This is a genomic window from Burkholderia sp. BCC0044 (assembly GCF_902832955.1).
Lineage (GTDB): Bacteria > Pseudomonadota > Gammaproteobacteria > Burkholderiales > Burkholderiaceae > Burkholderia.
The window spans coordinates 13,287-36,935 of sequence record NZ_CADFDO010000008.1 but is presented as its reverse complement, the minus strand read 5'-3'; the positions used below and the strand labels follow the sequence as shown (position 1 = coordinate 36,935).

General features: G+C 67.6%; 19 protein-coding genes and 1 pseudogene. 9 read left to right on the top strand and 11 right to left on the bottom strand.

Annotated elements, in window-relative coordinates; all coding sequences use genetic code 11:
* Positions 1-18 precede the first annotated feature (18 nt).
* From glyS to HWX14_RS33190, 4 genes are read left to right on the top strand one after another with little or no spacing between them, the layout of a single operon-like run.
* Positions 19-2,118: a glycine--tRNA ligase subunit beta gene (gene glyS / locus HWX14_RS33205; protein WP_175886383.1), complete on the top strand. Its 2,100-nt coding sequence runs from the start codon at positions 19-21 to the stop codon at positions 2,116-2,118.
* A 10-nt stretch (positions 2,119-2,128) separates the two neighbouring features.
* The gene (gene gmhB / locus HWX14_RS33200; RefSeq protein WP_175886382.1) at positions 2,129-2,692 is read left to right on the top strand and encodes a D-glycero-beta-D-manno-heptose 1,7-bisphosphate 7-phosphatase; all 564 of its coding nucleotides are present in this window, start codon (positions 2,129-2,131) and stop codon (positions 2,690-2,692) included.
* A gap of 43 nt (positions 2,693-2,735) precedes the next feature.
* A complete protein-coding gene (locus tag HWX14_RS33195) occupies positions 2,736-3,500 on the top strand; it encodes a lysophospholipid acyltransferase family protein (protein WP_175886381.1) in 765 nt (254 codons plus the stop codon).
* Positions 3,501-3,545: 45 nt separating this feature from the next.
* Positions 3,546-4,433, top strand: coding sequence for a SprT family zinc-dependent metalloprotease (locus HWX14_RS33190; protein WP_175886380.1), 888 nt, complete (start codon positions 3,546-3,548; stop codon positions 4,431-4,433).
* A 108-nt stretch (positions 4,434-4,541) separates the two neighbouring features.
* Here the strand turns inward: HWX14_RS33190 and gloA are convergent, their stop codons facing one another.
* Positions 4,542-4,925, bottom strand: a complete 384-nt coding sequence (gene gloA, locus HWX14_RS33185) for a lactoylglutathione lyase (protein WP_175886379.1) — start codon at positions 4,923-4,925, stop codon at positions 4,542-4,544.
* 102 nt (positions 4,926-5,027) lie between these two features.
* On the opposite strand from gloA, the pseudogene HWX14_RS33180 reads away from it, so the two are divergent.
* Positions 5,028-5,231: pseudogene (locus tag HWX14_RS33180) on the top strand (EamA family transporter); the annotation flags it as partial.
* Positions 5,232-5,320: 89 nt separating this feature from the next.
* Here the strand turns inward: HWX14_RS33180 and rsmA are convergent.
* The 4 genes from rsmA to HWX14_RS33160 are packed head-to-tail and all read right to left on the bottom strand — an operon-like array spanning position 5,321 to position 10,967.
* Positions 5,321-6,148 (bottom strand): 16S rRNA (adenine(1518)-N(6)/adenine(1519)-N(6))-dimethyltransferase RsmA, encoded by an 828-nt coding sequence (gene rsmA, locus HWX14_RS33175; protein ID WP_175886378.1) that lies wholly within the window; start codon positions 6,146-6,148, stop codon positions 5,321-5,323.
* A 47-nt stretch (positions 6,149-6,195) separates the two neighbouring features.
* Positions 6,196-7,185, bottom strand: coding sequence for a 4-hydroxythreonine-4-phosphate dehydrogenase PdxA (pdxA, locus tag HWX14_RS33170; RefSeq protein ID WP_175886377.1), 990 nt, complete (start codon positions 7,183-7,185; stop codon positions 6,196-6,198).
* Between the two features lie 11 nt (positions 7,186-7,196).
* Positions 7,197-8,555: a peptidylprolyl isomerase gene (locus HWX14_RS33165; protein WP_175886376.1), complete on the bottom strand. Its 1,359-nt coding sequence runs from the start codon at positions 8,553-8,555 to the stop codon at positions 7,197-7,199.
* 51 nt (positions 8,556-8,606) lie between these two features.
* Positions 8,607-10,967: an LPS-assembly protein LptD gene (locus tag HWX14_RS33160; RefSeq protein ID WP_175886375.1), complete on the bottom strand. Its 2,361-nt coding sequence runs from the start codon at positions 10,965-10,967 to the stop codon at positions 8,607-8,609.
* Between the two features lie 223 nt (positions 10,968-11,190).
* On the opposite strand from HWX14_RS33160, the gene HWX14_RS33155 reads away from it, so the two are divergent.
* Both HWX14_RS33155 and murU read left to right on the top strand, forming a co-directional pair.
* The gene (locus tag HWX14_RS33155; RefSeq protein WP_175886374.1) at positions 11,191-12,240 is read left to right on the top strand and encodes a phosphotransferase; all 1,050 of its coding nucleotides are present in this window, start codon (positions 11,191-11,193) and stop codon (positions 12,238-12,240) included.
* Positions 12,241-12,262: 22 nt separating this feature from the next.
* Complete coding sequence (murU, locus tag HWX14_RS33150) at positions 12,263-12,985, top strand: N-acetylmuramate alpha-1-phosphate uridylyltransferase MurU (RefSeq protein WP_175886373.1); 723 nt, start codon at positions 12,263-12,265, stop codon at positions 12,983-12,985.
* 227 nt (positions 12,986-13,212) lie between these two features.
* Here the strand turns inward: murU and HWX14_RS33145 are convergent, their stop codons facing one another.
* Complete coding sequence (locus HWX14_RS33145) at positions 13,213-15,084, bottom strand: ABC transporter ATP-binding protein/permease (protein ID WP_175886372.1); 1,872 nt, start codon at positions 15,082-15,084, stop codon at positions 13,213-13,215.
* Positions 15,085-15,260: 176 nt separating this feature from the next.
* Here HWX14_RS33145 and HWX14_RS33140 point away from each other — a divergent pair, with 176 nt between their 5' ends.
* Positions 15,261-15,656, top strand: coding sequence for an acyl-CoA thioesterase (locus HWX14_RS33140; RefSeq protein WP_006485741.1), 396 nt, complete (start codon positions 15,261-15,263; stop codon positions 15,654-15,656).
* A 38-nt stretch (positions 15,657-15,694) separates the two neighbouring features.
* Here HWX14_RS33140 and HWX14_RS33135 read toward each other — a convergent pair whose 3' ends face one another.
* Positions 15,695-16,177, bottom strand: a complete 483-nt coding sequence (locus tag HWX14_RS33135) for a nitrate reductase associated protein (protein ID WP_175886371.1) — start codon at positions 16,175-16,177, stop codon at positions 15,695-15,697.
* A 114-nt stretch (positions 16,178-16,291) separates the two neighbouring features.
* Between HWX14_RS33135 and fdhD the strand changes: the two genes are divergently transcribed.
* Entirely contained in the window at positions 16,292-17,146 is an 855-nt protein-coding gene (gene fdhD / locus HWX14_RS33130) for a formate dehydrogenase accessory sulfurtransferase FdhD (RefSeq protein ID WP_175886370.1), read from the top strand.
* 51 nt (positions 17,147-17,197) lie between these two features.
* Here fdhD and HWX14_RS33125 read toward each other — a convergent pair whose 3' ends face one another.
* The 4 genes from HWX14_RS33125 to HWX14_RS33110 form a co-directional block, all read right to left on the bottom strand.
* Complete coding sequence (locus HWX14_RS33125) at positions 17,198-17,965, bottom strand: enoyl-CoA hydratase (protein WP_175886369.1); 768 nt, start codon at positions 17,963-17,965, stop codon at positions 17,198-17,200.
* Between the two features lie 91 nt (positions 17,966-18,056).
* On the bottom strand, positions 18,057-19,256 hold the full coding sequence (locus HWX14_RS33120) for an acetyl-CoA C-acyltransferase (RefSeq protein ID WP_050014680.1): 1,200 nt from the start codon (positions 19,254-19,256) through the stop codon (positions 18,057-18,059).
* Between the two features lie 22 nt (positions 19,257-19,278).
* A complete protein-coding gene (locus HWX14_RS33115) occupies positions 19,279-21,714 on the bottom strand; it encodes a 3-hydroxyacyl-CoA dehydrogenase/enoyl-CoA hydratase family protein (protein ID WP_175886368.1) in 2,436 nt (811 codons plus the stop codon).
* A 118-nt stretch (positions 21,715-21,832) separates the two neighbouring features.
* Positions 21,833-23,632: an acyl-CoA dehydrogenase C-terminal domain-containing protein gene (locus HWX14_RS33110; protein ID WP_175886367.1), complete on the bottom strand. Its 1,800-nt coding sequence runs from the start codon at positions 23,630-23,632 to the stop codon at positions 21,833-21,835.
* Positions 23,633-23,649 lie beyond the last annotated feature (17 nt).

Genomic DNA, 23,649 nt, shown 5'->3' with positions numbered 1-23,649 from the left:
ACGAGATTCAATCCAGACATGACGCACAATCATCCCGCCCCCCTGCTCGTCGAACTGCTGACCGAAGAGCTGCCGCCGAAGGCCCTCGCGCGCCTCGGCGACGCGTTCGCCGAAGGCATCGCACAACGCCTCGCCGCGCGCGACCTCATCGAAGGCGAACTCGTGTTCGAGCGCTACGCCACGCCGCGCCGCCTCGCGGTCGTCGTGCAGAACGTGCGCGCCGTCGCGCCTGACAAACAGGTCCGCGAAAAAGTCCTGCCCGTGTCGGTCGCGCTCGACGCCGAAGGCAAACCGACGGCCCCGCTCGCGAAGAAGCTCGCGGCGCTCGGCCACCCGAACGCATCGATCGCCGATCTCGAGCGCGCGCAGGACGGCAAGGCCGAAGCGTTCTTCATCAACTACTCGGCGGCCGGCGCCACACTCGCCGACGGCCTGCAGGCCGCGCTCGACGAAGCGCTCGCGAAGCTGCCGATCCCGAAATTCATGACGTACCAGCGCCCGGACGGCTCGGACGTGAAGTTCGTGCGCCCGGTGCATCGCCTGACGGTGCTGCACGACGATCGCGTCGTGCCCGTCACCGCGTTCGGCGTCGATGCCGGCGACACGACGCTCGGCCATCGCTTCCTGTCCGACGGCCTGGTCGCGATCCAGCATGCGCGCGCGTATGCCGACACGCTGCGCAACAAGGGCCGCGTGATCGCGCACTTCGCCGATCGCCGCGAAACGATCCGCACGCAGCTGAACGAACATGCGAACGGCGACACGGTCGTGATGCCCGAATCGCTGCTCGACGAAGTCACGTCGCTGGTCGAATGGCCGGTCGTCTACCCGTGCCGCTTCGAGGACGAATTCCTGCAGGTGCCGCAGGAATGCCTGATCCTCACGATGCAGACGAACCAGAAGTATTTCGCGCTGACCGACGTCGCCGGCAAGCTGCGCTCGCGCTTCCTGATCGTGTCGAACATCGAGACGAAGACGCCGGGCGAGATCATCGAAGGCAACGAGCGCGTCGTGCGCCCGCGCCTCGCCGATGCGAAGTTCTTCTTCGAGCAGGACAAGAAGAAGCCGCTCGCCGACCGCGTGCCGCAACTCGCGAACGTCGTCTATCACAACAAGCTCGGTTCGGCGCTCGCACGCGTCGAGCGTCTCGAGGCGCTGGCCGGCGAGATCGCCCCCGCGATCGGCGCCGACACCGCGCACGCGAAGCGCGCCGCGCGCCTCGCGAAGGCCGACCTGCTGACCGACATGGTCGGCGAGTTCCCCGAGCTGCAAGGCACGATGGGCACGTACTACGCGCGCCACGACGGCGAAGCCGACGACGTCGCACTCGCGTGCGCCGAGCACTACCAGCCGCGCTTCTCCGGCGACGCACTGCCGACCACGCCGGTGTCGACCGCCGTCGCGCTCGCCGACAAGCTCGAGACGATCGTCGGCATCTGGGGCATCGGCCTCGCGCCGACCGGCGAGAAGGATCCGTTCGCGCTGCGCCGTCACGCGCTCGGCGTGCTGCGCCTGCTGCTCGAGAAGCAACTGCCGCTCGATCTGGTATCGCTGCTGCGCACGGCCCACGCACGATTCGACGGCGTGCCGGGCGTCGCCGAATCGACCGACGCGATCTTCGCGTTCTTCATGGATCGCCTGCGCGGGCTGCTGCGCGAGCGCGGCTATTCGGCCGGCGAAATCGACGCGGTGCTGAGCCTGAACCCGACGCGCATCGACGATCTCGTCGCACGCCTCGACGCGGTGCGCGAATTCACGCGCCTCGCGGAAGCCGAAGCGCTCGCGGCCGCGAACAAGCGGATCTCGAACATCCTGAAGAAGTCGGAGGGCGGCGCGAACGGCACGGTGCAGCCGACGCTGCTCGTCGAGGCCGCCGAGAAGGCGCTGCACGAACAGCTCGCGGCCGTCACGCCGCACGTGCAGTCGCAGCTCGAGGCGCGTGCGTACACGGGCGCACTGTCGGCGCTCGCCGCGCTGCGCGCGCCGGTCGACACGTTCTTCAACGACGTGATGGTCAACGCGGAAGATCCGGCCCTGCGCGCGAACCGTCTCGCGCTGCTGTCCGCGCTGCACCAGCAGATGAACTGCGTCGCCGACATCTCGAAGCTCGCCGCATAAGGGCCGCACGATGCCGACCAGCCCCAACCGAAAGCTCGTCGTCCTCGACCGGGACGGCGTGATCAACGTCGATTCGGATGCGTTCATCAAGACGCCCGACGAATGGATCGCGCTGCCCGGCAGCTTCGAGGCGATCGCCCGGCTCAACCACGCGGGCTACCGCGTGGTGGTCGCGACCAACCAGTCCGGCATCGGTCGCGGGCTGTTCGACATGGCCGCGCTCAACGAGATGCACCTGAAGATGCATCGCGCGGCGGCCGCGGTCGGCGCGCGCATCGACGCGGTGTTCTTCTGCCCGCACACGGCCGAGGATCATTGCGAGTGCCGCAAGCCGAAACCCGGCATGATGCAGATGATCGCCGAGCGCTTCGAGATCGATCCCGCTCACACGCCGGTCGTCGGCGATTCGCTGCGCGACCTGCAGGCCGGCGTCGCGGTGGGCTTCCAGCCGCACCTCGTGCTGACCGGCAAGGGCAAGAAGACGCTCGCCGCGGGCAATCTGCCGGACGGCACGAAAGTCCACGACGACCTGCGCGCGTTTGCGCTCGATTTTCTTTCACACGAACACGAGTGATGCGGCTGCCGCGCGCATCCTCCCCAACACCAGACTCACGCCGATGCGCTTCGTCCGCTCCCTGCTGCTGCTGATCTACTTCATCGTGTACACGGTGCCGTACGCCACCGCGTGCTTCATCGCGTTCCCGTTCATGCGCCCCGACGCGCGCTACTGGATGGCGGCCGGCTGGTGCAAGTCGACGCTGTGGGTCGTGCGCTGGCTGAACGGCATCCGCTACCGGATCGAAGGGTTCGAGAACCTGCCCGACGGCCCGGCCGTGCTGCTGTCGAAGCACCAGTCCGCATGGGAGACGCTCGCGTTTCCGGCGCTGATGCCGAAGCCGCTGTGCTACGTGTTCAAGCGCGAGCTGCTGTACGTGCCGTTCTTCGGCTGGGCGCTCGGGCTGCTGCACATGGTCAACATCAACCGCAAGGAAGGCAAGAACGCGTTCAATTCGGTGATCCGCCAGGGCAAGAAGCGCCTGTCGGAAGGCGCATGGATGATCATGTTCCCCGAAGGCACGCGCACGCCGGTCGGCAAGCAGGGCAAGTACAAGACGGGCGGCGCGCGCTTCGCGATCGAAACCGGCACGCCGGTCGTGCCGATCGCGCACAATGCAGGTCGTGTGTGGCCGCGCAATTCGTTCACGAAATTCCCGGGCGTCGTCACGGTGTCGATCGGCAAGCCGATCGCGAGCGAAGGGCTGACGCCCGATGCATTGAACTCGCAGGTCGAAGCATGGATCGAAGCGGAAATGCGCCGCATCGACCCCGATGCGTATCGTCAGGCGGGCAACGCCGGCACCCGCGATGCCGCGCGCGCCTGACGCCCCGGACTGCAGCCGTTGCGTACGACAAAAAGAAGCGAACTGATGAAACAGCGTCCGCGGCCACGGCCTGCCGTCGTGGCCCTCGATCATCGACAGATGGATCTGCCGCTCTTCGACGGGCCGGCCGCGGCGCCGTCGGCGCCTGCCGCCCCGCCGGCGCCGCCCGAAGCCGCCCCCGCCGCGCCGCTCGATCCGGGCCCGGCACCCGATCGCTCGCGCGTGCGCACGTTCGCGCTCGACAGTCGCGTGCTCGAATACCGGCTGAAGCGCTCGGCGCGCCGCACGATCGGCTTCACGATCGACGGCAGCGGGCTGTCGATCACCGCGCCGCGCTGGGTCACGCTCGCCGACATCGAAGCGGCGATCGCCGAGAAACAACGCTGGATCTTCGCGAAGCTCGCGGAGTGGAAGACGCGCACCGAGCAGCGCGCGCTGCCGCAGATCGACTGGCGCGACGGCGCGCAGCTGCCGTATCTCGGCAAGACGGTGACGATCGCGCTCGGCGCGGGCGCCGTCGCGTTCGATGCCGACGCGCTGCGGCTGTCGCTGCCGCTACCCGCGCAGGCCGACATGCAGCAGATCAAGGATCGCGTGCAGGGCTGGCTGCAGGGCGAAGCGAAACGCATCTTCGGCGAGCGCCTTGTCGTGTATGCGGAAAAACTCGGCGTCACGTATTCGATGTATGCGCTGTCGTCGGCCGCGACGCGTTGGGGCAGTTGCTCGAGCGACGGCAAGATCCGCCTGAACTGGCGGCTGATCCATTTCCCGATGTCGATCATCGACTACGTCGTCGCGCACGAGCTGTCGCACCTGCGCGAGATGAACCACAGCCCGGCCTTCTGGCAGACCGTCGAATCGATTTTCCCCGAGTTCCGCGAAGCGCGGCACACGCTCAAGCATCACCCGCCCGAGCTGCTGCCGTCGCTTTGACGCGCGCGGCTTCGGCGCCAATGAAAAAGGGCGATGCGGATTACGCCGCATCGCCCTTTTTTGCTGCCGCGGCGTACATCGCACGCCGCCGCCCGGTTCGTCCGGCGCTTACTTCTTCTGGATGAACTCGATCTTGTAGCCGTCCGGATCCTCGACGAATGCGATCACGGTCGTGCCGTGCTTCATCGGGCCCGCCTCGCGCGTGACCTTGCCGCCTTGCGCCTTGATCTTCTCGCAGGCCGCGTACGCGTCTTCCACCGCCACGGCCAGATGGCCGAAGCCGTTGCCGAGATCGTAGGACGGCGTCTCCCAGTTGTGGGTCAGCTCGATCACGGTGCCCGTGCTCTCGTCCTCGTAGCCGACGAACGCGAGCGTGAACTTGCCTTCCGGATAATCCTCGCGACGCAACAGCTTCATGCCGAGCAATTCGGTGTAGAACTTGATCGAGCGGTCGAGATCGCCGACTCGCAGCATCGTATGCAGCAAACGCATGTGTTGTACTCCTGTGGGGACTTTCCAGAACCGGAAATTCTACCGGAGTCGGGTGAAATTCGCCGGGGGCGCCTAGCCGGGGGTGCCTAGCCCGGGGGCCGCAGCTATCTGTCGTGGTTCCGGCTGCTGACGCGCTACAGCGCGTCCCGGCGGTCCGTCTTCACGTTCCTGTCGCCGCTGTTCAGCGGCGTCGCGTTCGGCGTGCTGCTGCTCGGCGAATCGGTCGGCTGGCGCTTCATGTCCGCGGCCGCGCTCGTGCTGACCGGCATCGCGCTCGTCAACGCGCCGCCGCGCCGGCGGATGTGACGACCGCGCACGACGCGCGGACCACAAAAAAGGCTGCCCGCCGGGCAGCCGTCTTCGATACAGCTGGTGGGCAGCTCGCGCCGCGCGCGTCATCCGGCCTTGCGCAGCGCCGCCAGCGCCTGCGCCACGCCGACATATTCGGCCACGCTCACATCCTCCGCACGGCGCGCGAGATCGAAGCCGAGCGCATCGAAATCGATCGTCTCGCGGTAGTCGCCGAGCGTATTGCGCAGCATCTTGCGGCGCTGCGAGAACGCGGCCGTGACGATTTCGCCGAGCAGCACGGGATCGACGTCCGGCAGTTCGTGCGGCTCGTACGGAATCATCCGGACGATCGCCGAATCGACCTTCGGCGGCGGCTGGAACGATTCCGGCGGCACGTCGAGCATCTTTTCCATCACGTAGCGGTACTGCAGCATCACCGACAGCCGCGAAAACGCCTTCGTGCCCGGCTCCGCGACCATCCGTTCGACGACTTCGTTCTGCAGCATGAAATGCTGGTCGATGACCGCATCGGCGAACGTCATCAGGTGAAACAGCAGCGGGCTGGAGATGTTGTACGGCAGGTTCCCGACGATGCGCAGCGACGGCTTGTCGCCGGGCGCCGCGAGCGAACGGAAGTCGAACGCGAGCGCGTCGCCCGCGTGCAGTTCGAGCAGCGCGCCGAAGCGTTGCTGCAGGCGCCCGATCAGGTCGCGGTCGAGCTCGACCGCGTGCAGCGGCGACTCGGGCGTCGCGAGACGCTCGATCAGCGGCCCGGTCAGCGCGCCGAGCCCGGGACCGATCTCGACCATCCGCTGGCCGCGCGCGGGGCCGATCGTCGAGACGATCGAGTCGATCACGCCGTGATCGACGAGGAAGTTCTGCCCGAAGCGCTTGCGCGCGAAATGGCCTTGGTGCTGTCTGCTGTTCGACATCGACTGAGTAAAACGAAAAATACGACGAATGGGGTAAGCCGGCAGCGTCAGGCTGCGCGGCGATGGCGCGCCATCGTGACGGCCGTATCGAGCGCGGCGATCATGCTGCCCGGATCCGCGCGGCCCGTGCCGGCGAGATCGAGCGCGGTACCGTGATCGACCGACGTGCGGATGATCGGCAGGCCGAGCGTCACGTTGATGCCCTCGCCGAACGTCGCGTACTTCAGCACGGGCAGGCCCTGGTCATGGAACATCGCCAGCACGCAATCGGCATCGGCCAGATGGCGCGGCTGGAACAGCGTGTCGGCGGGATACGGGCCGCGCGCGTCGATGTGTTGCGCGTTCGCGCGGGCCAGCGCCGGCGCGATCACGTCGATCTCCTCGCGGCCGAGATAACCGTTCTCGCCCGCATGCGGGTTCAGGCCCGTCACGAGGATGCGCGGCGCGGCGAGACCGAAATCGCGCCGCAGGTCGCGATCGATGATCGCGAGGGTCTCGACGAGCCCGTCGATCGTCAGCGCGGCCGATACGTCCTTCAGCGGCAGGTGCGTGGTCGCGAGCGCGACGCGCAGCGGCCGGTGGCCGGTGCCGGCCAGCATCATCACGACGCGCGGCGTATGCGTGCGTTCGGCCAGGTATTCGGTATGACCGGTGAACGGCACGCCCGCATCGTTGATCGTGCTCTTCTGCAGCGGCGCGGTGACGATCGCGTCGTACCGGCCCGCCAGCGCGCCGTCGATCGCCGCGTCGAGCAGCCCGAGCACGTAGCGGCCGTTCGCCGCGTCCAGCTTGCCCGCCTGCGCGGGCGCGGCCAGCGCGTGATGCGCGACCGACACCGGCGCGCCGCCGGCCAGCGTGGCCGCGTCGGCGCCGACCGCCGCCGCCCGCGCGTCGAGCAGCGCGGCATCGCCGAGCACGGTGAAATGCGCGTCGGGCCAGCGCTGCGCGGCGTCACGCAGCGCCTGCACGGTCAGCTCCGGGCCGACCCCCGCGGGTTCGCCGGTGGTGATCGCGATCTGCAGCGCGGGCGTGGTCATCCTGGGCTCGCTCAGTTCGCCGGGCCGACGCCGCCGATCTTGTACTGCACGTACGACGAATCGCGCAGCTCGCGCAGCCAGTCGGCATACGCCTGTTCGGCCTTGCGCTGGCCGATCGCCTGACGGGCGATGTCCATCTGCTGCTGCACCGAGCCTTCCGCCTCGCGACGCTCGACCACCTGGATCAGGTGGTAGCCGTACTCGGTACGAATCGGCTGGCTGATCTGGCCGGCCTGCAGGTTGTTCATCGCGCGCTCGAATTCCGGCACGGTCTCGCCCGGGCTGATCCAGCCGAGATCACCGCCCTGCGATGCGGAACCGTCCTGCGAGTAGGTACGGGCGAACTTCTCGAAATCGCCGCCGGCCTCGACCTGCTTGCGGATGTCCTGCAATTGCTGGCGCGCCTGGCCTTCCGACTTGCCTTCGCCGACGCGCAGCAGGATGTGGCGCACGTGCGTCTGGACGATCTTCGGCGCCGCGGCGCTTGCGCCCTGGCTCTGGCGGCGATCGACGAGACGAACGATCTCGAAGCCGTCCGGCACGCGGATCAGCGTCGGGTTGACCTGGCCCGGGCGCAGCTTCGACGCGGCGTCGACGACGTCGGGCGGCAGCGCGCTCGGCGACTTGAAGCCGAGATCGCCGCCCTTCTTCGCGTCGTTCGCCTCGGAGTTGTTCTTCGCGAGGCGCTCGAAATCGGCGCCCGACTTCGCCTGCTGCAGCAGCGCGTCGGCCTTCTTCTGCGCGGCTTCGATGTCGGCCTGCGGCGCGTTGGTGGGCGCCTTGATGAAGATGTGCTGGAAGCGCAGGTCCTGCTGCTGCGACGCGTTCGGCCCGCGCTGGCTCGCGATGTAGTTCGCGACCTCGGCGTCCGACACCGTGATCTTGCCGTCGACCTCGCGCTCGCGCAGCTTCGACAGCATCAGCTCGGTGCGCGCATCGCTCGTGAAGATGCTCCAGGGCACGCCCTGCGCCTCGAGACGCGCGCGGTACTGGTCGAGCGTCATCCCGTTCGCCTGCGCGAGACGCTGCAGCGTGGCCTGCACGGTCGCGTCGTCGATGCGGATCCCGTCGTCCTTGGCCTTCTGCACCTGGATGCGCTCGAGCACCATCTGGTTCAGCACCTGCGCGCGCAGCTGGTCGGCCGGCGGCACCGGCGCGTTCTGCTGCTGCAGCCGGCGCGCGATCAAGCCGACGCGCTGGTCGAGTTCGCGGCCCGTGATCACGTCGTTGTTGACGACCGCGACGACTTCGTCGGCGAGCTGCGCGCCTTGCGAACCGAGCGCCTGCGCCGCGGCCGGCGCGGGGGCGAGCAGCGCGGCGGACGCGGCGAGGCTGGACACGACTGCCGCGAAACGAAGGGTTTTCTTCATTGCCACTGAAACTCCATTGAAATCGTGCTGACCGGTGCAGACATGCCGGCGTTACTCGTAGTTGCTGAAGCGGGACATCGGCGGCGGCGGCGGCGGCAACGGCGTGTAGCCCGGCACCCCGGCGCGGAATGCGGACACGAGGCCGTTGTCGACGGTCGACAAGCCCTTGAGCGTCAGCTGCATCATGAATCGCGTCGACGAGTTCTGCTGTCCCGACGTATTGATGCCGTTCGCAAACCGCTGCACCCCGACCCCGAGCGCCCAGCAGTCCGCGTCGTATTGTAAGCCGAGCAGACCGTCGACCACGCGATCGGCGGCGAGGTCGTAGTTGAAGCGGCCGATCGCATACAGGCGGCGCGTGAGCGGCCACTGCGCGGACACCAGGAACTGGTTGATCGGCTGGTTGTCGAGCGTGGTGTTCGCGCGCGTATAGCGGTAGCCGACGTTGATCACGCGGCGCTCGCCCGGGCTGTAGCCGAAACCGACGCTCGACTTCACGAGCTGGTTGTTGTTCTGGTTGTACTGGAACGCCGTTTCCGACATGAAGCCCGAGCCGAGCTTCAGCGCGGCGCCGACGATCAGGTCCGAGTGGCGCGCCAGCACGGCGCTCTGCCCGGGGTTCAGCGTGACGCGCTGATCGGCGAAGTAGTACTGCTGCGCGATCACGAACCGCGCGCGCTCGTCGCCGGTGCGCGGATCGATGAAGCGCGACGTGAGGCCTGCCGTGATCCGGTTCGCATCGGCGATCCGGTCGTTGCCGACGAACGTGTTCGGCTGGTAGATCTCCGCGAGGCCGAAGTCCGATTCCGCGGTGTCGAACAGCGGCGCGTTCGATTGATCGCGATACGGCGTGTACACGTAGTACAGGCGCGGCTCGAGGGTCTGGATGAAGTCCTGGCCGAACAGGCGCACCGAACGGTCGAAGATCAGGCCCGAGTCGAAGCTCACGGTCGGGATCGACTCGGTGAAGCGCTTCGGGTTGTTCGGCGTGGTCGACGACAGGTAGTTCAGGTCGTACGACGCGAAGTGGTACTGGACCTTCGGCACGACGAAGTAGCCGGGGCCGTACACGCCGTACGAGATGTACGGGTTGAAGACGATCCGGTCGCCCTGGGTCGCATCGGCGGTCGTGATGCGGAACCGCGAATAATCGGCTTCCGCGCCGAAGTCGAAGCCGCCGACGTTGTACTTCGTGTACTTCACGTTCAACTGCGGCTCGCGGCTGTACGGCGCGATCGACGGCGGCAGCGTCTGCCAGTGCTGGTAGCGCGCGAGCACCGACCACGGACCGTTGTTGTACGTGAGGCCGGCTTCCTGCTGGTACAGCGTCTGCGTCCCGTTGACGAACTGGTTCATCGACCCAAGGTCTTCGGGATACGTGTTGTCCGAGACCTTGTTGAAGTAGACGTAGCCGCCGAAGCCGCCGCCGAAGTTCTGCTGGTGCTGCCAGTAGATCGCGTAGCGGTTGCGGTGCGCGAGCCGGTCATCCGGCAGGTAATTGGCCGTAAACGTGCCCGAATACGACGGCGACAGGTAGCGGAACGTCGCCTCGGTCATCACGCCGCGCCGCGAGATGATGCGCGGCGTGAGCGTCAGGTCGCGGTTCGGCGCGATGTTGAAGTAGTACGGCAGCGTCAGCTCGAAGCCGTTGCTCGAGTTCATCGAGAACGTCGGCGGCAGCAGGCCGCTGCGCCGCTCGCCCGACAGCGGGAACGTCATCCACGGGCTCGCGAAGATCGGCACGCCCTGGAAGAACAGCACGCCGTTGCGCGCGGTGCCCTCGTCGGCGCCCGTATCGAAGTCGAAGCGGCTGCCCTTGATGTACCACGCGGGGTTCGTCGAGCACTGGCACGCCGTGTACGTGCCGTTGACGAACACCGAGCGCTCGTTGTCGACCATGTCGACGCGCTCCGCGCTGCCCGACCCGCCCGTCATGTTGAAGTGGTACTTCGGCGCGGTCATGAAGCCCTGGTTCGCCTCGATCTTCAGGTGCGCCTCGGGGCCCGCGAACGACGTGCCGCCATTGACCACCTTGACCTGGCCGTACGCATCGGCCATGTCGGTATCCTGATCGTAGTGGAGCGCGTCGGCCTTCACGACGGCGTCGCCGCGCCGCAGCTCGGCCGAACCCTTCGCGGCGAGGTCCTGCTCGGCGGTGCCGCTCGTATGGTCGGCGATCACGAAGGCGGCCGGCTTCGCGCCGTCCTTCAGCGGATGATCCTCGAGCTGGGGCGCGAGACGCAGATCCCACGGCGAGTCGAGCGGCTGCGGCTGCGCGGCCGCGCCCGACAGCTGCGCGTACGACACGGCCGGCACGAGGCCGGGCACGGCCAGGAGCGCGAGCGCGAGCCGCCGTTTGCGCGGCGCCCCGTCACCGGGGAAAACATTCGGGAATAGCGGTTTGGGCGGCATCTATCGTTTGGCGAATCGCCCCTTGTCAACCGCGCCTGCACGGCACCTTCGCGCGCGGCGGGCCGCGCCGTCGAGCCGCGACTGCGGCTCTTCGCAAACCGGGGAGGCGATCGGGCGGACGGCGCGACAGGCGGCGGGCCTGCACGGCGGAAGCTGACGCGGGGCGCGTCAAAAAAGTCGTGGGGTATTATATGGCAAGACGTTCCCCCCTCCGCCGAGTTTCATGACGCCCCCATCCGCCGCATCCCAGCCCGACGCCCGCCTCGACGCGCTCACCGCATGGCTGCACCCGCTCGCCGGGCGCTACGCCCTCGATCTGTCGACCCTCGCGCCCGCCTCGTCGGACGCCAGTTTCCGCCGCTATTTCCGCGTCGCGTCGGCCACGAGCCCCGGCGGCTCGCTGATCGCGGTCGATGCGCCGCCGCCCGAGAAGTGCCGCGAGTTCGTCCAGGTCGCGCAGCTGCTCGCCGCGGCCGGCGACCACGTGCCGGACGTGCTGGCCCACGATTTCGACGCGGGCTTCCTGCTCGTGACCGACCTCGGCCGCACGTCGTACATCTCGGTGCTCGATCCGGCCGACCCGATTGCGGCCCGCCCGCTGATGCGCGCCGCGCTCGACGCGCTGATCCGCTTCCAGCTCACGTCGAAGCCCGACGTGCTGCCGCCGTTCGACGAGGCGTTCCTGCGCCGCGAGATGGAGCTGCTGCCCGAATGGTTCGTCGGCCGCCACCTCGGCAAGCCGGTCACCGACGCGATGCGCGGCACGCTCGACCGCACCTTCGCGCTGCTGGTCGCGAGCGCGCATGCGCAGCCGCAGGGCTTCATGCTGCGCGACTTCATGCCGCGCAACCTGATGGTCTGCGAGCCGAACCCGGGCGTGCTCGACTTCCAGGACGCCGTCTACGGGCCGCTGACCTACGACGTCGTGTCGCTGCTGCGCGATGCGTTCATCAGCTGGGACGAGGAGTTCGAGCTCGACTGCTTCGCGTACTACTGGGAAAAGGCGAAGAAGGCCGGCCTGCCGGTCGACCCGGATTTCGGCGAGTTCTACCGCCAGCTCGAATGGATGGGGCTGCAGCGCCATATCAAGATCCTCGGCCTGTTCGCGCGCATCAACTACCGCGACGGCAAGCCGCACTACCTGAACGACCTGCCGCGCTTCCTGACCTATGCGCGCAAGGTCGCGCTGCGCTATCGCCCGCTCGTGCCGTTCGCGAAGCTGCTCGACGAGCTCGAGGGCAACGCGCCGGCCGACGTCGGCTATACGTTCTGACCGTTCTCACACCCAGTCGAACATGAGCACTACCCTCACCACGGCGATGATCTTCGCCGCCGGGCGCGGCGAACGGATGCGCCCGCTGACCGATACCCGCCCGAAGCCGCTGCTCGAGGCCGGCGGCAAACCACTGATCGTGTGGCAGATCGAAGCGCTCGCGCGGGCGGGCATCGAGACGATCGTGATCAACCACGCGTGGCTCGGCGAGCAGATCGAGGCCGCGCTCGGCGATGGTTCGCGCTGGGGCGTGCGGCTCGCGTATTCGGCCGAAGGCGAAGCGCTCGAAACCGCGGGCGGCATCGCGCAGGCGCTGCCGCTGCTCGAGCGCGACGGGCAGCCGACGGTGTTCGTCGCGGTGGCCGGCGACGTGTACTGCGCATTCGACTATCGGACGCTCGCCGCACGTGCGGCGCACATGGCCGCGCTCGATACACCCGCGATGCATCTCGTGATGGTGCCGAACCCGCCGTTTCATCCGGCGGGCGATTTCGTGCTCGGTGGCGACGGGCGCCTGTCGCTCGACGGCGGCGAACGCGTCACGTTCGGCAGCATCGGCCTGTACGACACGCGGATGTTCCGCGACATCGTGCCCGGCACGCACCGCGCGCTGTCGCCCTACTTCAAGGCAACGATCGAGGCCGGACTGGCGACCGGCGAACTGTACGAAGGGATCTGGGAAAACGTCGGCACGCCCGCGCAGCTCGGCGAACTCGACGCGCGGCTGCGCGCCGCGGCAAGCTGATCGTTTCGCGACCGACTGCCGGTTCCCCGGCGTGGCGGCCGATGGGCTGACAGGCCGTTGACGGCGCGCGGTCGACCAGCCGCGAACCGATCCGGGAGCGGATGCCGGAGACGCTCCGCCGGCTCGCCCAGCCATGACGGCGCCACGCCGCAGGTTGCCGGACAGCCGGCACACCGCCCGCTCCCGCTCTCGCCGCGCGCCACTGCACGCAGCACGCCGCCAAGCCGTTACGCGGCTTCGGCCTCTTCCCCGCCCGCCGCCGCGCGCTGCTGCTGCAGCGCCCACATCTGCGCATACAGCCCATCGGCGCGCACGAGTTCGTCGTGCGTGCCGCGCTCGACGATTCGCCCGTGGTCCATCACGAGGATCTGCTGCGCGTGCACGACCGTCGACAGCCGGTGCGCGATCACGAGCGTCGTGCGATGCCGCGCGATCTGGTCGAGTTCGTGCTGGATCGCGCGCTCGGAGCGCGAATCGAGCGCCGACGTCGCTTCGTCGAACAGCAGCACCGGCGGGTCCTTCAGCAGCGTGCGCGCGATCGCGACGCGCTGCTTCTCGCCGCCGGACAGCTTCAGCCCGCGCTCGCCGACCGGCGTGTCATAGCCCTTCGGCAACGTTTCGATGAAGTCGTGGATATGTGCGGCGCGCGCGGCCGCGACCACCTCGTCGCGGGTCGCCGTCGGCCGGCCGTACGCGATGTTGTAGTAGATCGAGTCGTTGAACAGCACGGTGTCCTGCGGCACGATCCCGATCGACGCGCGCAGCGATTCCTGCGTGACGTCGCGAATGTCCTGCCCGTCGATCCGGATCGCGCCGCCCGTCTCGCGGTCGAGATCGTAGAAGCGGAACAGCAGCCGCGACAGCGTCGATTTCCCCGAACCGCTGTGACCGACCACCGCGGTCGTCGTGCCGGCCTCGATCGTGAACGTCACGTCGTGCAGGATCTGCCGCGACGGCTCGTAGGCGAAGTTCACGTGCTCGAAGCGCACCTGCGCGCCGGCCACCGCGAGCGGCCGCGCATCGGGCCGGTCGGCCACCTCCTTCGGCGCCGACAGCAGCCCGAACATCCGGTCCATGTCGGTGAGGCTCTGCTTCAGCTCGCGATAGACGACGCCGAGGAAGTTCAGCGGAATGTACAGCTGCAGCATGAACGTGTTGATCAGCACGAGATCGCCGAGCGTCAGCTTGCCCGCGAGCACGCCCTGGGTCGCGCGCCACAGGATGAACACGAGCCCCGTGCCGATGATCGCCTGCTGGCCGAAGTTCAGCACCGACAGCGAGTTCTGCGAGCGGATCGCGGCCTTCCGGTAGCGCTTCAGGTTCTCGTCGTAGCGCTGCGCTTCCCACTCCTCGTTGCCGAAGTACTTCACCGTCTCGTAGTTGATCAGCGAGTCGATCGCGCGCGAATTCGCACGCGAATCGAGTTCGTTCATCGTGCGGCGGAAGTGCGTGCGCCAGTTGGTGACCTTCACGGTGAACACGATGTACGTGACGAGCGCCGCGAACGTCACGTACGCGTAGTACGCCTCGTACTTGACCACGAAGAAGCCGAGCACGAGCCCGACCTCGACGAGCGTCGGCAGGATGCTGTACAGCGAGTACGAAATCAGTTGCTGGATGCCGCGCGTGCCGCGCTCGATGTCGCGCGACATGCCGCCGGTCTGGCGTTCGAGATGGAACCGCAGCGACAGCCCGTGCAGATGCCGGAACACCTGCAGCGCGAGCTGGCGCACCGCGCTCTCGGTGACCTTCGAGAACAGGATCTCGCGCAGCTCGGTGAAGAGCGACGTCGACAGCCGCACGAGCGCATACGCGACGACCAGCAGCCCGACGCCGCCCGCGAGGATGATCCCGGCCGACTGCTCGGCACGGCCGAGCGCGGTGAGCTGCTGCACGGCGGACAGGTGATCGACGATGCGCTTCATCACGACCGGCACGCCGAGGTTCGCGACCTTCGCGCCGATCAGGCAGCCGAGCGCGAGCGCGACGCGCCATTTGTAGGTGGTCAGGTACGGCAGCAGCGACCGGATGGTCTGCCAGTCGTTGCGAGGCCCGGTCGAAGCCGGCGCGGGCTCGCCGGAAGCGGGAAATCGGCGCATGGGGAAAAGGTCCTGCGGCGATGCCGGACGCGCGTATCGACGGCCGGCTCGCGCGCTTTCTCGTACAATTTGCGAACGTTGTATTGTCGCAGAAGCCGCTTCGCGCCGCTGCCGGCGGCCTCGCCGGCCAGCCTGCGCGCGGCGGCTCATTTAATTACAGGATGAAAGCCCCCGCCATGACCGATTCGACCCTCGAACTCCCGCAGAAGCAGCCCGCGCTGCGCGTCGTCCCGCAACCGCACGACGCGAACGTTCACGGCGACGTGTTCGGCGGCTGGATCATGTCGCAGGTCGACATCGCCGGCTCGATTCCGGCGAGCCAGCGCGCGAACGGCCGCGTCGCGACGGTCGCGGTCAACTCGTTCGTGTTCAAGCAGCCGGTATTCGTCGGCGATCTGCTGAGCTTCTACGCCACCATCATGCGCACCGGCAACACGTCGATCACGGTCGACGTCGAGGTGTACGCGCAACGCATGCGCCTGATGGGCGAAGTCGTCAAAGTTACCGAAGCGACGCTCACCTACGTCGCGACCGGCCCGGACCGCAAGCCGCGGCAACTGCCGCCGCTCTAACGCGGGCAAGCGCTGCGCCGCGGCACAGCATGCGGCCGTCAGTGCGTGGCCGTCAGCCCGAATTCCCGCATCGCGGGCACGAAATCGTGATTCAGCGTCGGCTTGCGCGACAGCTTGACCAGCACGTAGCGCTGGAACGGCGCGAGCCGCTGCCACTGCGCGAGCGCGGGCGCCGGCAGCCCGGCCAGCGCGCTCTGCTGCACGAGCGACGCCGGCACCGTGTCGACGGCGCGCCAGGCCGGCTGCTCGTCCGGCTGGAACCATGACGGCTCCAGATCGGCATGCGTGCGCAGCATTTCGAACAGCGCGTGATCGAAGTTGGGCTCGATCGCGGTGTCGTCGTCGGCCGGAAAGCGCGCGAGCAGCTTGCGGTCCTCGAGCGGCAGCAGTTGCCACTGGTCGAGCGAAATACGCAGCCCGAAGCGGTCGAGATTGAAACGCACGATCATCGGGATATACGTGAAGTTTTCCGACGAATCGTGTTCGAAGTTGAAGAGCAACGGAGCGTCGCTGAGTCCCATGGTCGTTACCTGACGTGGCGGATGCCGGCGCGGCCGGCTTGCCTGAGGTATTTTAGAACCTCTGCGCGCGGGCGGCGGCACGATCGTCGCCGGCCGCACTTCGAATCAACGGGAGTGCTCGTGAATCCGACCCAATCAGACGCACCGCGCGACGCATCGCGCGACGAACCGCGCGGCGCGATCGAGCTGCCCGTGCGCCGCACGCGCGGCGGCGCGGTCGAAACCGCGTACGACTTCGTCGGCCAGGAATGGCCGGTCGCACTCGTCTTCAACGGCATCTCGCACGCGGTAATGATGTGTACGCCATGCGACCTCGAAGCGTTCGCGGTCGGCTTCGCGATCTCGGAAGGGATCGTCGCGCGCGGCAGCGACATCAAGGACATCGAGGTGATCCTGCACGCCGACGCGCCGCTGCCGCATGCGGAAGTCCACCTGGAAGTCGTCCAGCAGGCGTTCGCCGCGCTGAAGGACCGGCGCCGCGCGCTCGCGGGGCGCACGGGCTGCGGCGTCTGCGGCATCGAGAGCATCGACCTGCTCGACCTCGCGCCCGAACGCGTGCCCGATACCGGCTTTCTCGCGCGCCTCGCGCCCGACGCGCTCGCGCATGCCGCGCATGCGCTGCCGGCGCATCAGGCGCTGACGAAACTGACCGGCGGCCTGCATGCGGCCGCGTGGTGCGATGCAACAGGCGCGATCCGCATGGCATTCGAGGACGTCGGCCGCCACAACGCGCTCGACAAGCTGATCGGCTCGCTCGTGCTGGCGCGCGCCGATACCACCGACGGCTTCGTGTTCCTGTCGAGCCGCGCGAGCTACGAGCTCGTGCGCAAGGCCGCGCGGGTCGGCATCCCGCTGGTCGCGACCATCTCCGCGCCGTCGTCGCTCGCGATCGACATCGCGAAGGCGGCCGGCTTGCGGCTCGTCAGCTTCTGCCGCGAAACGGGCCACGTCGACTACGGCACGGCCTGATCGCGCTCCAGGCCGCGCACCGGCGATCCGCCGCCGGCGCGGCCTGCTCCATCAGTCAAACTGACGGAAATCCGGCTTGCGCTTCTCGAAGAACGCGGTCATCGCCTCGCGCGCTTCCGGCGCGCGCAGCATCTCGGAGAAGTGCGCGGCTTCCTTGGCCATCCGCGCGGGCGTCGCCACGCCGCCGGTATCCTTGAGCAGCGCCTTCGTCACACGCAACGATGCCGCCGGCAGCGCCGCCAGCTTCGCCGCCTGCTTCGCCGCGAATGCGTCCAGCTCGGCCGCCGGCAGCACGCGGTTGACGATGCCGATCCGGTGCGCTTCCAGCGCGTCGAACGCCTCGCCCAGCAGCAGCTTCTCGGCGGCGACCTGATGGCCGGCCAGCCGCGGCAGCAGTGCGCTCGACGCGGCTTCCGGGCACAGCCCGAGCTGCACGAACGGCAGCGAGAACGTCGCGGTGTCGGCCGCGTAGACCAGATCGCAGTGCAGCAGCATCGTCACGCCGACGCCGACCGCGATGCCCGGCACCGCCGCCACGACCGGCTTGCTCGCGCTGCTGATCCGCGCCAGGAACTGGAACACCGATGCGGTGTCGTCCTTCGGCGGGGCCTTCAGGAAATCCTCGAGATCGTTGCCCGCGCTGAAATTGCCGTCGCTGCCGCGCAGCAGGATCACGCGCGTCGCCTTGTCTTCCTGTGCGTCCGCGAGCGCATCGGCCATCGTCTGGTACATCGCCGCCGTCAGCGCGTTCTTCTTCGCCGGGCGTGCGATCGTGATCGTCATCACGCCGTCGGCGCGTTCCACTTGAATGTCGGCCACAACCGTCTCCTTTGAGTGTCTCTACCGGAATGAAAAAACGGTGCGCGAGCTCGTGGCCCGCGCACCGTCGTCGCTTGTCGTCGCGTCCCGCTTACAGGCGTTCGATGATGCCCGCCGCACCCATGCCGGTGCCGACGCACATCGTGACCATCCCGTACTTCAGGTTGCGGCGGCGCAGGCCGTGCACGACGGTTGCCGCGCGGATCGCGCCGGTCGCGCCGAGCGGGTGGCCCAGTGCGATCGCGCCACCCATCGGGTTGACCTTCGACGGATCGAGGCCGAGATCGCGCATCACCGCCAGCGACTGCGCGGCGAACGCTTCGTTCAGCTCGATCCAGTCGAGATCGTCCTGCTTCAGGCCGGCGGCCTTCAGCGCGGCCGGAATCGCTTCCTTCGGGCCGATGCCCATGATTTCCGGCGGCACGCCGCGCACCGCGAAGCTCACGAAGCGCGCGAGCGGCGTCAGGTTGAATTCCTTCAGCACCTTCTCCGACACGACGAGCAGCGCACCGGCGCCGTCCGACGTCTGCGAGCTGTTGCCGGCCGTGACCGAGCCCTTGTTCGCGAACACCGTGCGCAGCTTCGCGAGGCCTTCGAGCGACGTATCCGCGCGCGGACCTTCGTCGAGCTTGATCTCGCGCGTCTTCACGTCGACTTCGCCGGTCGCGAGGTTCGGGAACCGCTCGGTGAGCGTGTACGCAGCGATTTCGTCGCCGAATTCGCCGGCCTGCTGCGCGGCGAGCGCCTTGCGGTGCGACTCGACCGAGAACGCGTCCTGGTCGTCGCGGCTCACCTTCCACTGCTCGGCGACGCGCTCGGCCGTCAGGCCCATCCCGTATGCGATGCCGAAGTCTTCGCTGCGATCGAAGATGTGCGGCGACATCGACGGCTTGTTGCCCATCATCGGCACCATGCTCATCGATTCGCAGCCGCCCGCGAAGATCGCGTCAGATTCGCCGACGCGGATACGGTCGGCCGCCATCGCCAGCGCGGTGATGCCCGACGCGCAGAAGCGGTTGACCGTCACGCCGCCGACCGTCTGCGGCAGCCCGGCGAGCAGCGCGCCCATGCGCGCGACGTTCAGGCCCTGCTCGGCTTCCGGAATCGCACAGCCGATGATCGCGTCCTCGATCACCTTCGTGTCGAGACCGGGCACCTGCGCGACCGCCGACCTGATCGCGTGAACCAGCAGCTCGTCGGGGCGCGTGTTCTTGAAGACACCGCGCGGGGCCTTGCCGATCGGGGTGCGGCTGGCGGCGACGATGTATGCGTCTTGCAGTTGTTTGCTCATTTCAGACTCCTTGTCTGCTCGCTCAGTTACGCACCGGCTTGCCGGTCTGCAACATGCCCATGATCCGTTCCTGCGTCTTCTGCGTGCCGAGCAGCTCGACGAACGCGCGGCGCTCCAGCGCGAGCAGCCATTCTTCGTCGACGAGGCTGCCGGCTTCGACGTCGCCGCCGCACACGGCTTCGGCGATGCGGCTCGCGATCAGGTAGTCGTGGTCGCTGATGAAGCGGCCGTCACGCATGTTGACGAGCGACGCCTTGATCGTCGCGATCGCCGAACGGCCCGCGACCGGCACGTCCTTCGCGCGCAGCGGTGCGCGATAGCCGGTGTCGGCCAGCGCACGCGCTTCCTTCTTCGCGGTGTCGAGCAGTTCGAACACGTTGAAGACGATCGTGTCGGACGGCTTCACGTAGCCCATCGCACGGGCGTCGTGCGCGGACGCCGACACCTTCGCCATCGCCGCGTTCTCGAACGACTTCGTGACGAACTTCAGGATGTCGGTGGTCGCGTTCGCGGCCGTCGCGGCGTCCGCTGCACGCAGCGCCGCTTCCTTCAGGCCGCCGCCCGCCGGCACGAGGCCGACGCCCACTTCGACGAGACCGATGTAGCTCTCGACGTGCACGACGCGCTTCGCGCTGTGCAGCATCAGCTCGCACCCGCCGCCGAGCGCGATGCCCGACACGGCCGCGACGACCGGCACGTTCGCGTACTTCACGCGCAGCATGCCTTGCTGGAACTTCTTGACGAACGGCTCGATGCCCTTCGCGCCGCCCATCATGAACGCGGGCATCGCCTCTTCGAGGTTCGCGCCGGCCGAGAACGGGCCGCCCGGCGTGCCGAGCTTCAGCGACGTCGGCTGCCAGATCACCACGCCCTTGTAGTCCTTCTCCGCGAGTTCGATCGCCTGCACGAGGCCGTCGATCACGCTCGGTCCGATCGTGTTCATCTTCGACTTGAACGACACGATCACGACGTCGTCTTCACCGGCACGATCGTCGACCCACGCGCGCACCGCGTCGGTTTCGAACAGCGTCTTGCCGTACGTCTTCGGATCGGCACCCGCTTCGCCCAGCAGCGGCGCGCGGAACACCTGCTTGCCGTACACGGCCAGGTCCGAACGCGGCACGAAGCGCTTCGATGCCGGCGCCCACGAGCCTTCGGCCGTGTGCACGCCGCCCTGCTCGGCGACCGGGCCTTCGAGCACCCACGACGGCAGCGGTACGTTCGCGAGCGCCTTGCCGGCCGCGATGTCTTCCTGCACCCACTCGGCGACCTGCTTCCAGCCGGCGGCCTGCCAGCCTTCGAACGGGCCTTCGTTCCAGCCGAAGCCCCAGCGGATCGCGAGGTCGACGTCGCGCGCGTTGTCGGCGATCGACTCGAGATGCACGCCGATGTAGTGGAACACGTCGCGGAAGATCGACCACAGGAACTGCGCATGCGGATGATCGGTCTCGCGCAGCAGCTTCAGGCGTTCTGCCGGCGGGCGCTTCAGGATGCGGCCGACCGTTTCGTCCGCCTTCGCGCCCGAATCGACGTAGCTGCCCGTCTTCGCGTCGAGCACCTTGATCGCCTTGCCTTCCTTCTTGTAGAACCCGCCGCCTGTCTTCTGGCCGAGCGCGCCCTGCTTCACCAGTTCGGCGAGCACGGCAGGCGTCTGGTAGACCGGGAAGAACGGATCGTCGGCGAGGTTGTCCTGCATCGTCTTGATCACGTGCGCCATCGTGTCGAGGCCGACCACGTCCGCGGTGCGGAACGTCGCCGACTTCGCGCGGCCGAGGCGGCTGCCCGTCAGGTCGTCAACTTCGTCGAAGCGCAGGCCGAACTTCGCGGCCTCGGTGATCACCGCGAGGATCGAGAAGATGCCGACGCGGTTCGCGATGAAGTTCGGCGTGTCCTTCGCGCGCACGACGCCCTTGCCGACGACGCTCGTCAGAAAGGTTTCGAGCTGGTCGAGGATCTCCGGACGCGTGTGCGCGGTCGGGATCAGCTCGACGAGGTGCATGTAGCGCGGCGGGTTGAAGAAGTGCACGCCGCAGAAGCGCGCCTTCAGCTCGTCCGAGAATCCTTCGGACAGCTTCGTGATCGACAGGCCCGACGTGTTGGTCGCGAAGATCGCGTTCGGCGCGATGTGCGGCGCGACCTTCTTGTACAGGTCGTGCTTCCAGTCCATCCGCTCGGCGATCGCCTCGATCACGACGTCGCATTCGGCGAGCTTCGCGATGTCGTCTTCGTAGTTGGCGGCTTCGAGGTACTTTGCATCATCCTTCACGCCGAACGGCGCGGGCGACAGCTTCTTCAGGTTCTCGATCGCCTTCAGCGCGATCGCGTTTTTCGGGCCTTCCTTGGCCGGCAGGTCGAACAGCAGCACCGGCACGCGCGCGTTGACGAGGTGCGCGGCGATCTGCGCGCCCATCACGCCGGCGCCCAGCACGGCGACCTTGCGAATCAGGAAATTGCTCACGGGATGTCTCCGGATAGTGTCGTGCAGCGCGGAATGTGAGGGCTGCACGGCGAAGTGAGTACCAGGAACCGTTGCGTTCGGGCGGCGCGGCACGCGGCGCGCACCGCCCGGACTCGCGTCAGAACAGCGATTCGTCGACTTCCATCAGCGTCTTCGAACCGGCGCGCGCGGCGCGGATCGTCGATGCCGTTTCGGGCAGCAGACGCGCGAAGTAGAAGCGGGCCGTCGCAAGCTTCGACTTGTAGAACGGGTCTCCGCTACGGTCGCCCGACGCTTCCTTGTCGAGGGCGAGACGCGCCATGCGCGCCCAGAAGTACGAGAACACCAGGTGGCCGACGGTGCGCAGGTACGGCACGGCGGCCGCGCCGACTTCGTCCGGGTTCTGCATCGCCTTCATGCCGATTTCCATCGTCAGCTTCTGCACCTTTTCACCGATGTCGGCGAGCGGGTTGATGAACTCGGCCATTTCCGGCTTCACGCCTTCGGCTTCCGCGAATTCGGTCACGAGCTTGCCGAACTTCTTCAACTTTGCGCCCATGTCGCCGAGCACCTTGCGGCCCAGCAGGTCGAGCGACTGGATCGAGTTCGTGCCTTCGTAGATCATGTTGATCCGCGCGTCGCGCACGTATTGCTCCATGCCCCACTCGGAGATGAAGCCGTGGCCGCCGTAGATCTGCATCGCGTGGTTGGTCGACTCGAACGCGTTGTCGGTCAGGAACGCCTTGATGATCGGCGTGAGCAGCGCGACGAGGTCGGCCGCTTCCTTGCGCACCGCTTCGTCCGCGTGCGACAGCTCCTTGTCGATCTGCAGCGCGGACCAGTACGTGAACGCGCGCGCGCCTTCGGCGTAGGCCTTCTGCGTGAGCAGCATGCGGCGCACGTCCGGGTGCACGATGATCGGGTCGGCCGGCTTGTCCGGCGCCTTCGGGCCCGTCAGCGAACGCATCTGCAGGCGTTCCTTCGCGTACGTCAGCGAGTTCTGGTACGCGACTTCCGTGAGGCCGAGGCCCTGCATGCCGACGCCCAGGCGTGCAGCATTCATCATCACGAACATCGCGTTCAAGCCCTTGTTCGGCTCGCCGACCAGCCAGCCCTTCGCGCCGTCGAGGTTCATCACGCACGTCGAGTTGCCGTGGATGCCCATCTTGTGTTCGATCGAGCCGCACTTGATGCCGTTGCGCTCGCCCGGCTCGCCCGAGGCGTCCGGAATGAACTTCGGCACGATGAACAGCGAGATCCCCTTCGTGCCTTGCGGCGCGTCCGGCAAGCGCGCGAGCACGAGGTGGACGATGTTCTTCGACATGTCGTGCTCGCCGCTCGAGATGAAGATCTTCGTGCCGCTGATCGAGTACGAGCCGTCGCCGTTCGGTTCGGCCTTGGTGCGCAGGATGCCGAGGTCGGTGCCGCAATGCGGCTCGGTCAGGCACATCGTGCCCGTCCATTCGCCCGACACGAGCTTCGGCAGGTATTGCTGCTGCAGTTCCGGCGCGCCGTGCGCGTGCAGGCATTCGTACGCACCGTGCGACAGGCCCGGATACATCGTCCATGCCTGGTTCGCCGAGTTCAGCATTTCGTACAGCGCGTTGTTCACGAACGCGGGCAGGCCCTGGCCGCCGTAGTCCGGATCGCAGCCGAGCGCCGGCCAGCCGGCCTCGACGTATTGTTGGTAGGCTTCCTTGAAGCCGGTCGGGGTCTTCACGACGCCGTCGCCTTCATAGGTGCAGCCTTCGCGGTCGCCGACCTGGTTCAGCGGGAACAGTACCTCGGAGCAGAACTTGCCCGCTTCCTCGAGGACCTGGTTGATCGTGTCGGCGTCGAGGTCCGCATGCTTGGGCATTTGCTTGACTTCGGCTTCGACGTTCAGAAGCTCGTGCAACACGAATTGCATGTCGCGCAGCGGCGCGGCGTACTGTCCCATGACTCTCTCCAAAGGTG

Excerpts from the sequence above, each read along its gene's own strand:
- glyS (WP_175886383.1), top strand. The coding sequence starts at position 19 with ATGACGCACAATCATCCCGCCCCCCTGCTCGTCGAACTGCTGACCGAA.
- gmhB (WP_175886382.1), top strand. The coding sequence starts at position 2,129 with ATGCCGACCAGCCCCAACCGAAAGCTCGTCGTCCTCGACCGGGACGGC.
- HWX14_RS33195 (WP_175886381.1), top strand. The coding sequence starts at position 2,736 with ATGCGCTTCGTCCGCTCCCTGCTGCTGCTGATCTACTTCATCGTGTAC.
- HWX14_RS33190 (WP_175886380.1), top strand. The coding sequence starts at position 3,546 with ATGAAACAGCGTCCGCGGCCACGGCCTGCCGTCGTGGCCCTCGATCAT.
- gloA (WP_175886379.1), bottom strand. The coding sequence starts at position 4,925 with ATGCGTTTGCTGCATACGATGCTGCGAGTCGGCGATCTCGACCGCTCG.
- rsmA (WP_175886378.1), bottom strand. The coding sequence starts at position 6,148 with ATGTCGAACAGCAGACAGCACCAAGGCCATTTCGCGCGCAAGCGCTTC.
- pdxA (WP_175886377.1), bottom strand. The coding sequence starts at position 7,185 with ATGACCACGCCCGCGCTGCAGATCGCGATCACCACCGGCGAACCCGCG.
- HWX14_RS33165 (WP_175886376.1), bottom strand. The coding sequence starts at position 8,555 with ATGAAGAAAACCCTTCGTTTCGCGGCAGTCGTGTCCAGCCTCGCCGCG.
- HWX14_RS33160 (WP_175886375.1), bottom strand. The coding sequence starts at position 10,967 with ATGCCGCCCAAACCGCTATTCCCGAATGTTTTCCCCGGTGACGGGGCG.
- HWX14_RS33155 (WP_175886374.1), top strand. The coding sequence starts at position 11,191 with ATGACGCCCCCATCCGCCGCATCCCAGCCCGACGCCCGCCTCGACGCG.
- murU (WP_175886373.1), top strand. The coding sequence starts at position 12,263 with ATGAGCACTACCCTCACCACGGCGATGATCTTCGCCGCCGGGCGCGGC.
- HWX14_RS33145 (WP_175886372.1), bottom strand. The coding sequence starts at position 15,084 with ATGCGCCGATTTCCCGCTTCCGGCGAGCCCGCGCCGGCTTCGACCGGG.
- HWX14_RS33140 (WP_006485741.1), top strand. The coding sequence starts at position 15,261 with ATGACCGATTCGACCCTCGAACTCCCGCAGAAGCAGCCCGCGCTGCGC.
- HWX14_RS33135 (WP_175886371.1), bottom strand. The coding sequence starts at position 16,177 with ATGGGACTCAGCGACGCTCCGTTGCTCTTCAACTTCGAACACGATTCG.
- HWX14_RS33120 (WP_050014680.1), bottom strand. The coding sequence starts at position 19,256 with ATGAGCAAACAACTGCAAGACGCATACATCGTCGCCGCCAGCCGCACC.
- HWX14_RS33110 (WP_175886367.1), bottom strand. The coding sequence starts at position 23,632 with ATGGGACAGTACGCCGCGCCGCTGCGCGACATGCAATTCGTGTTGCAC.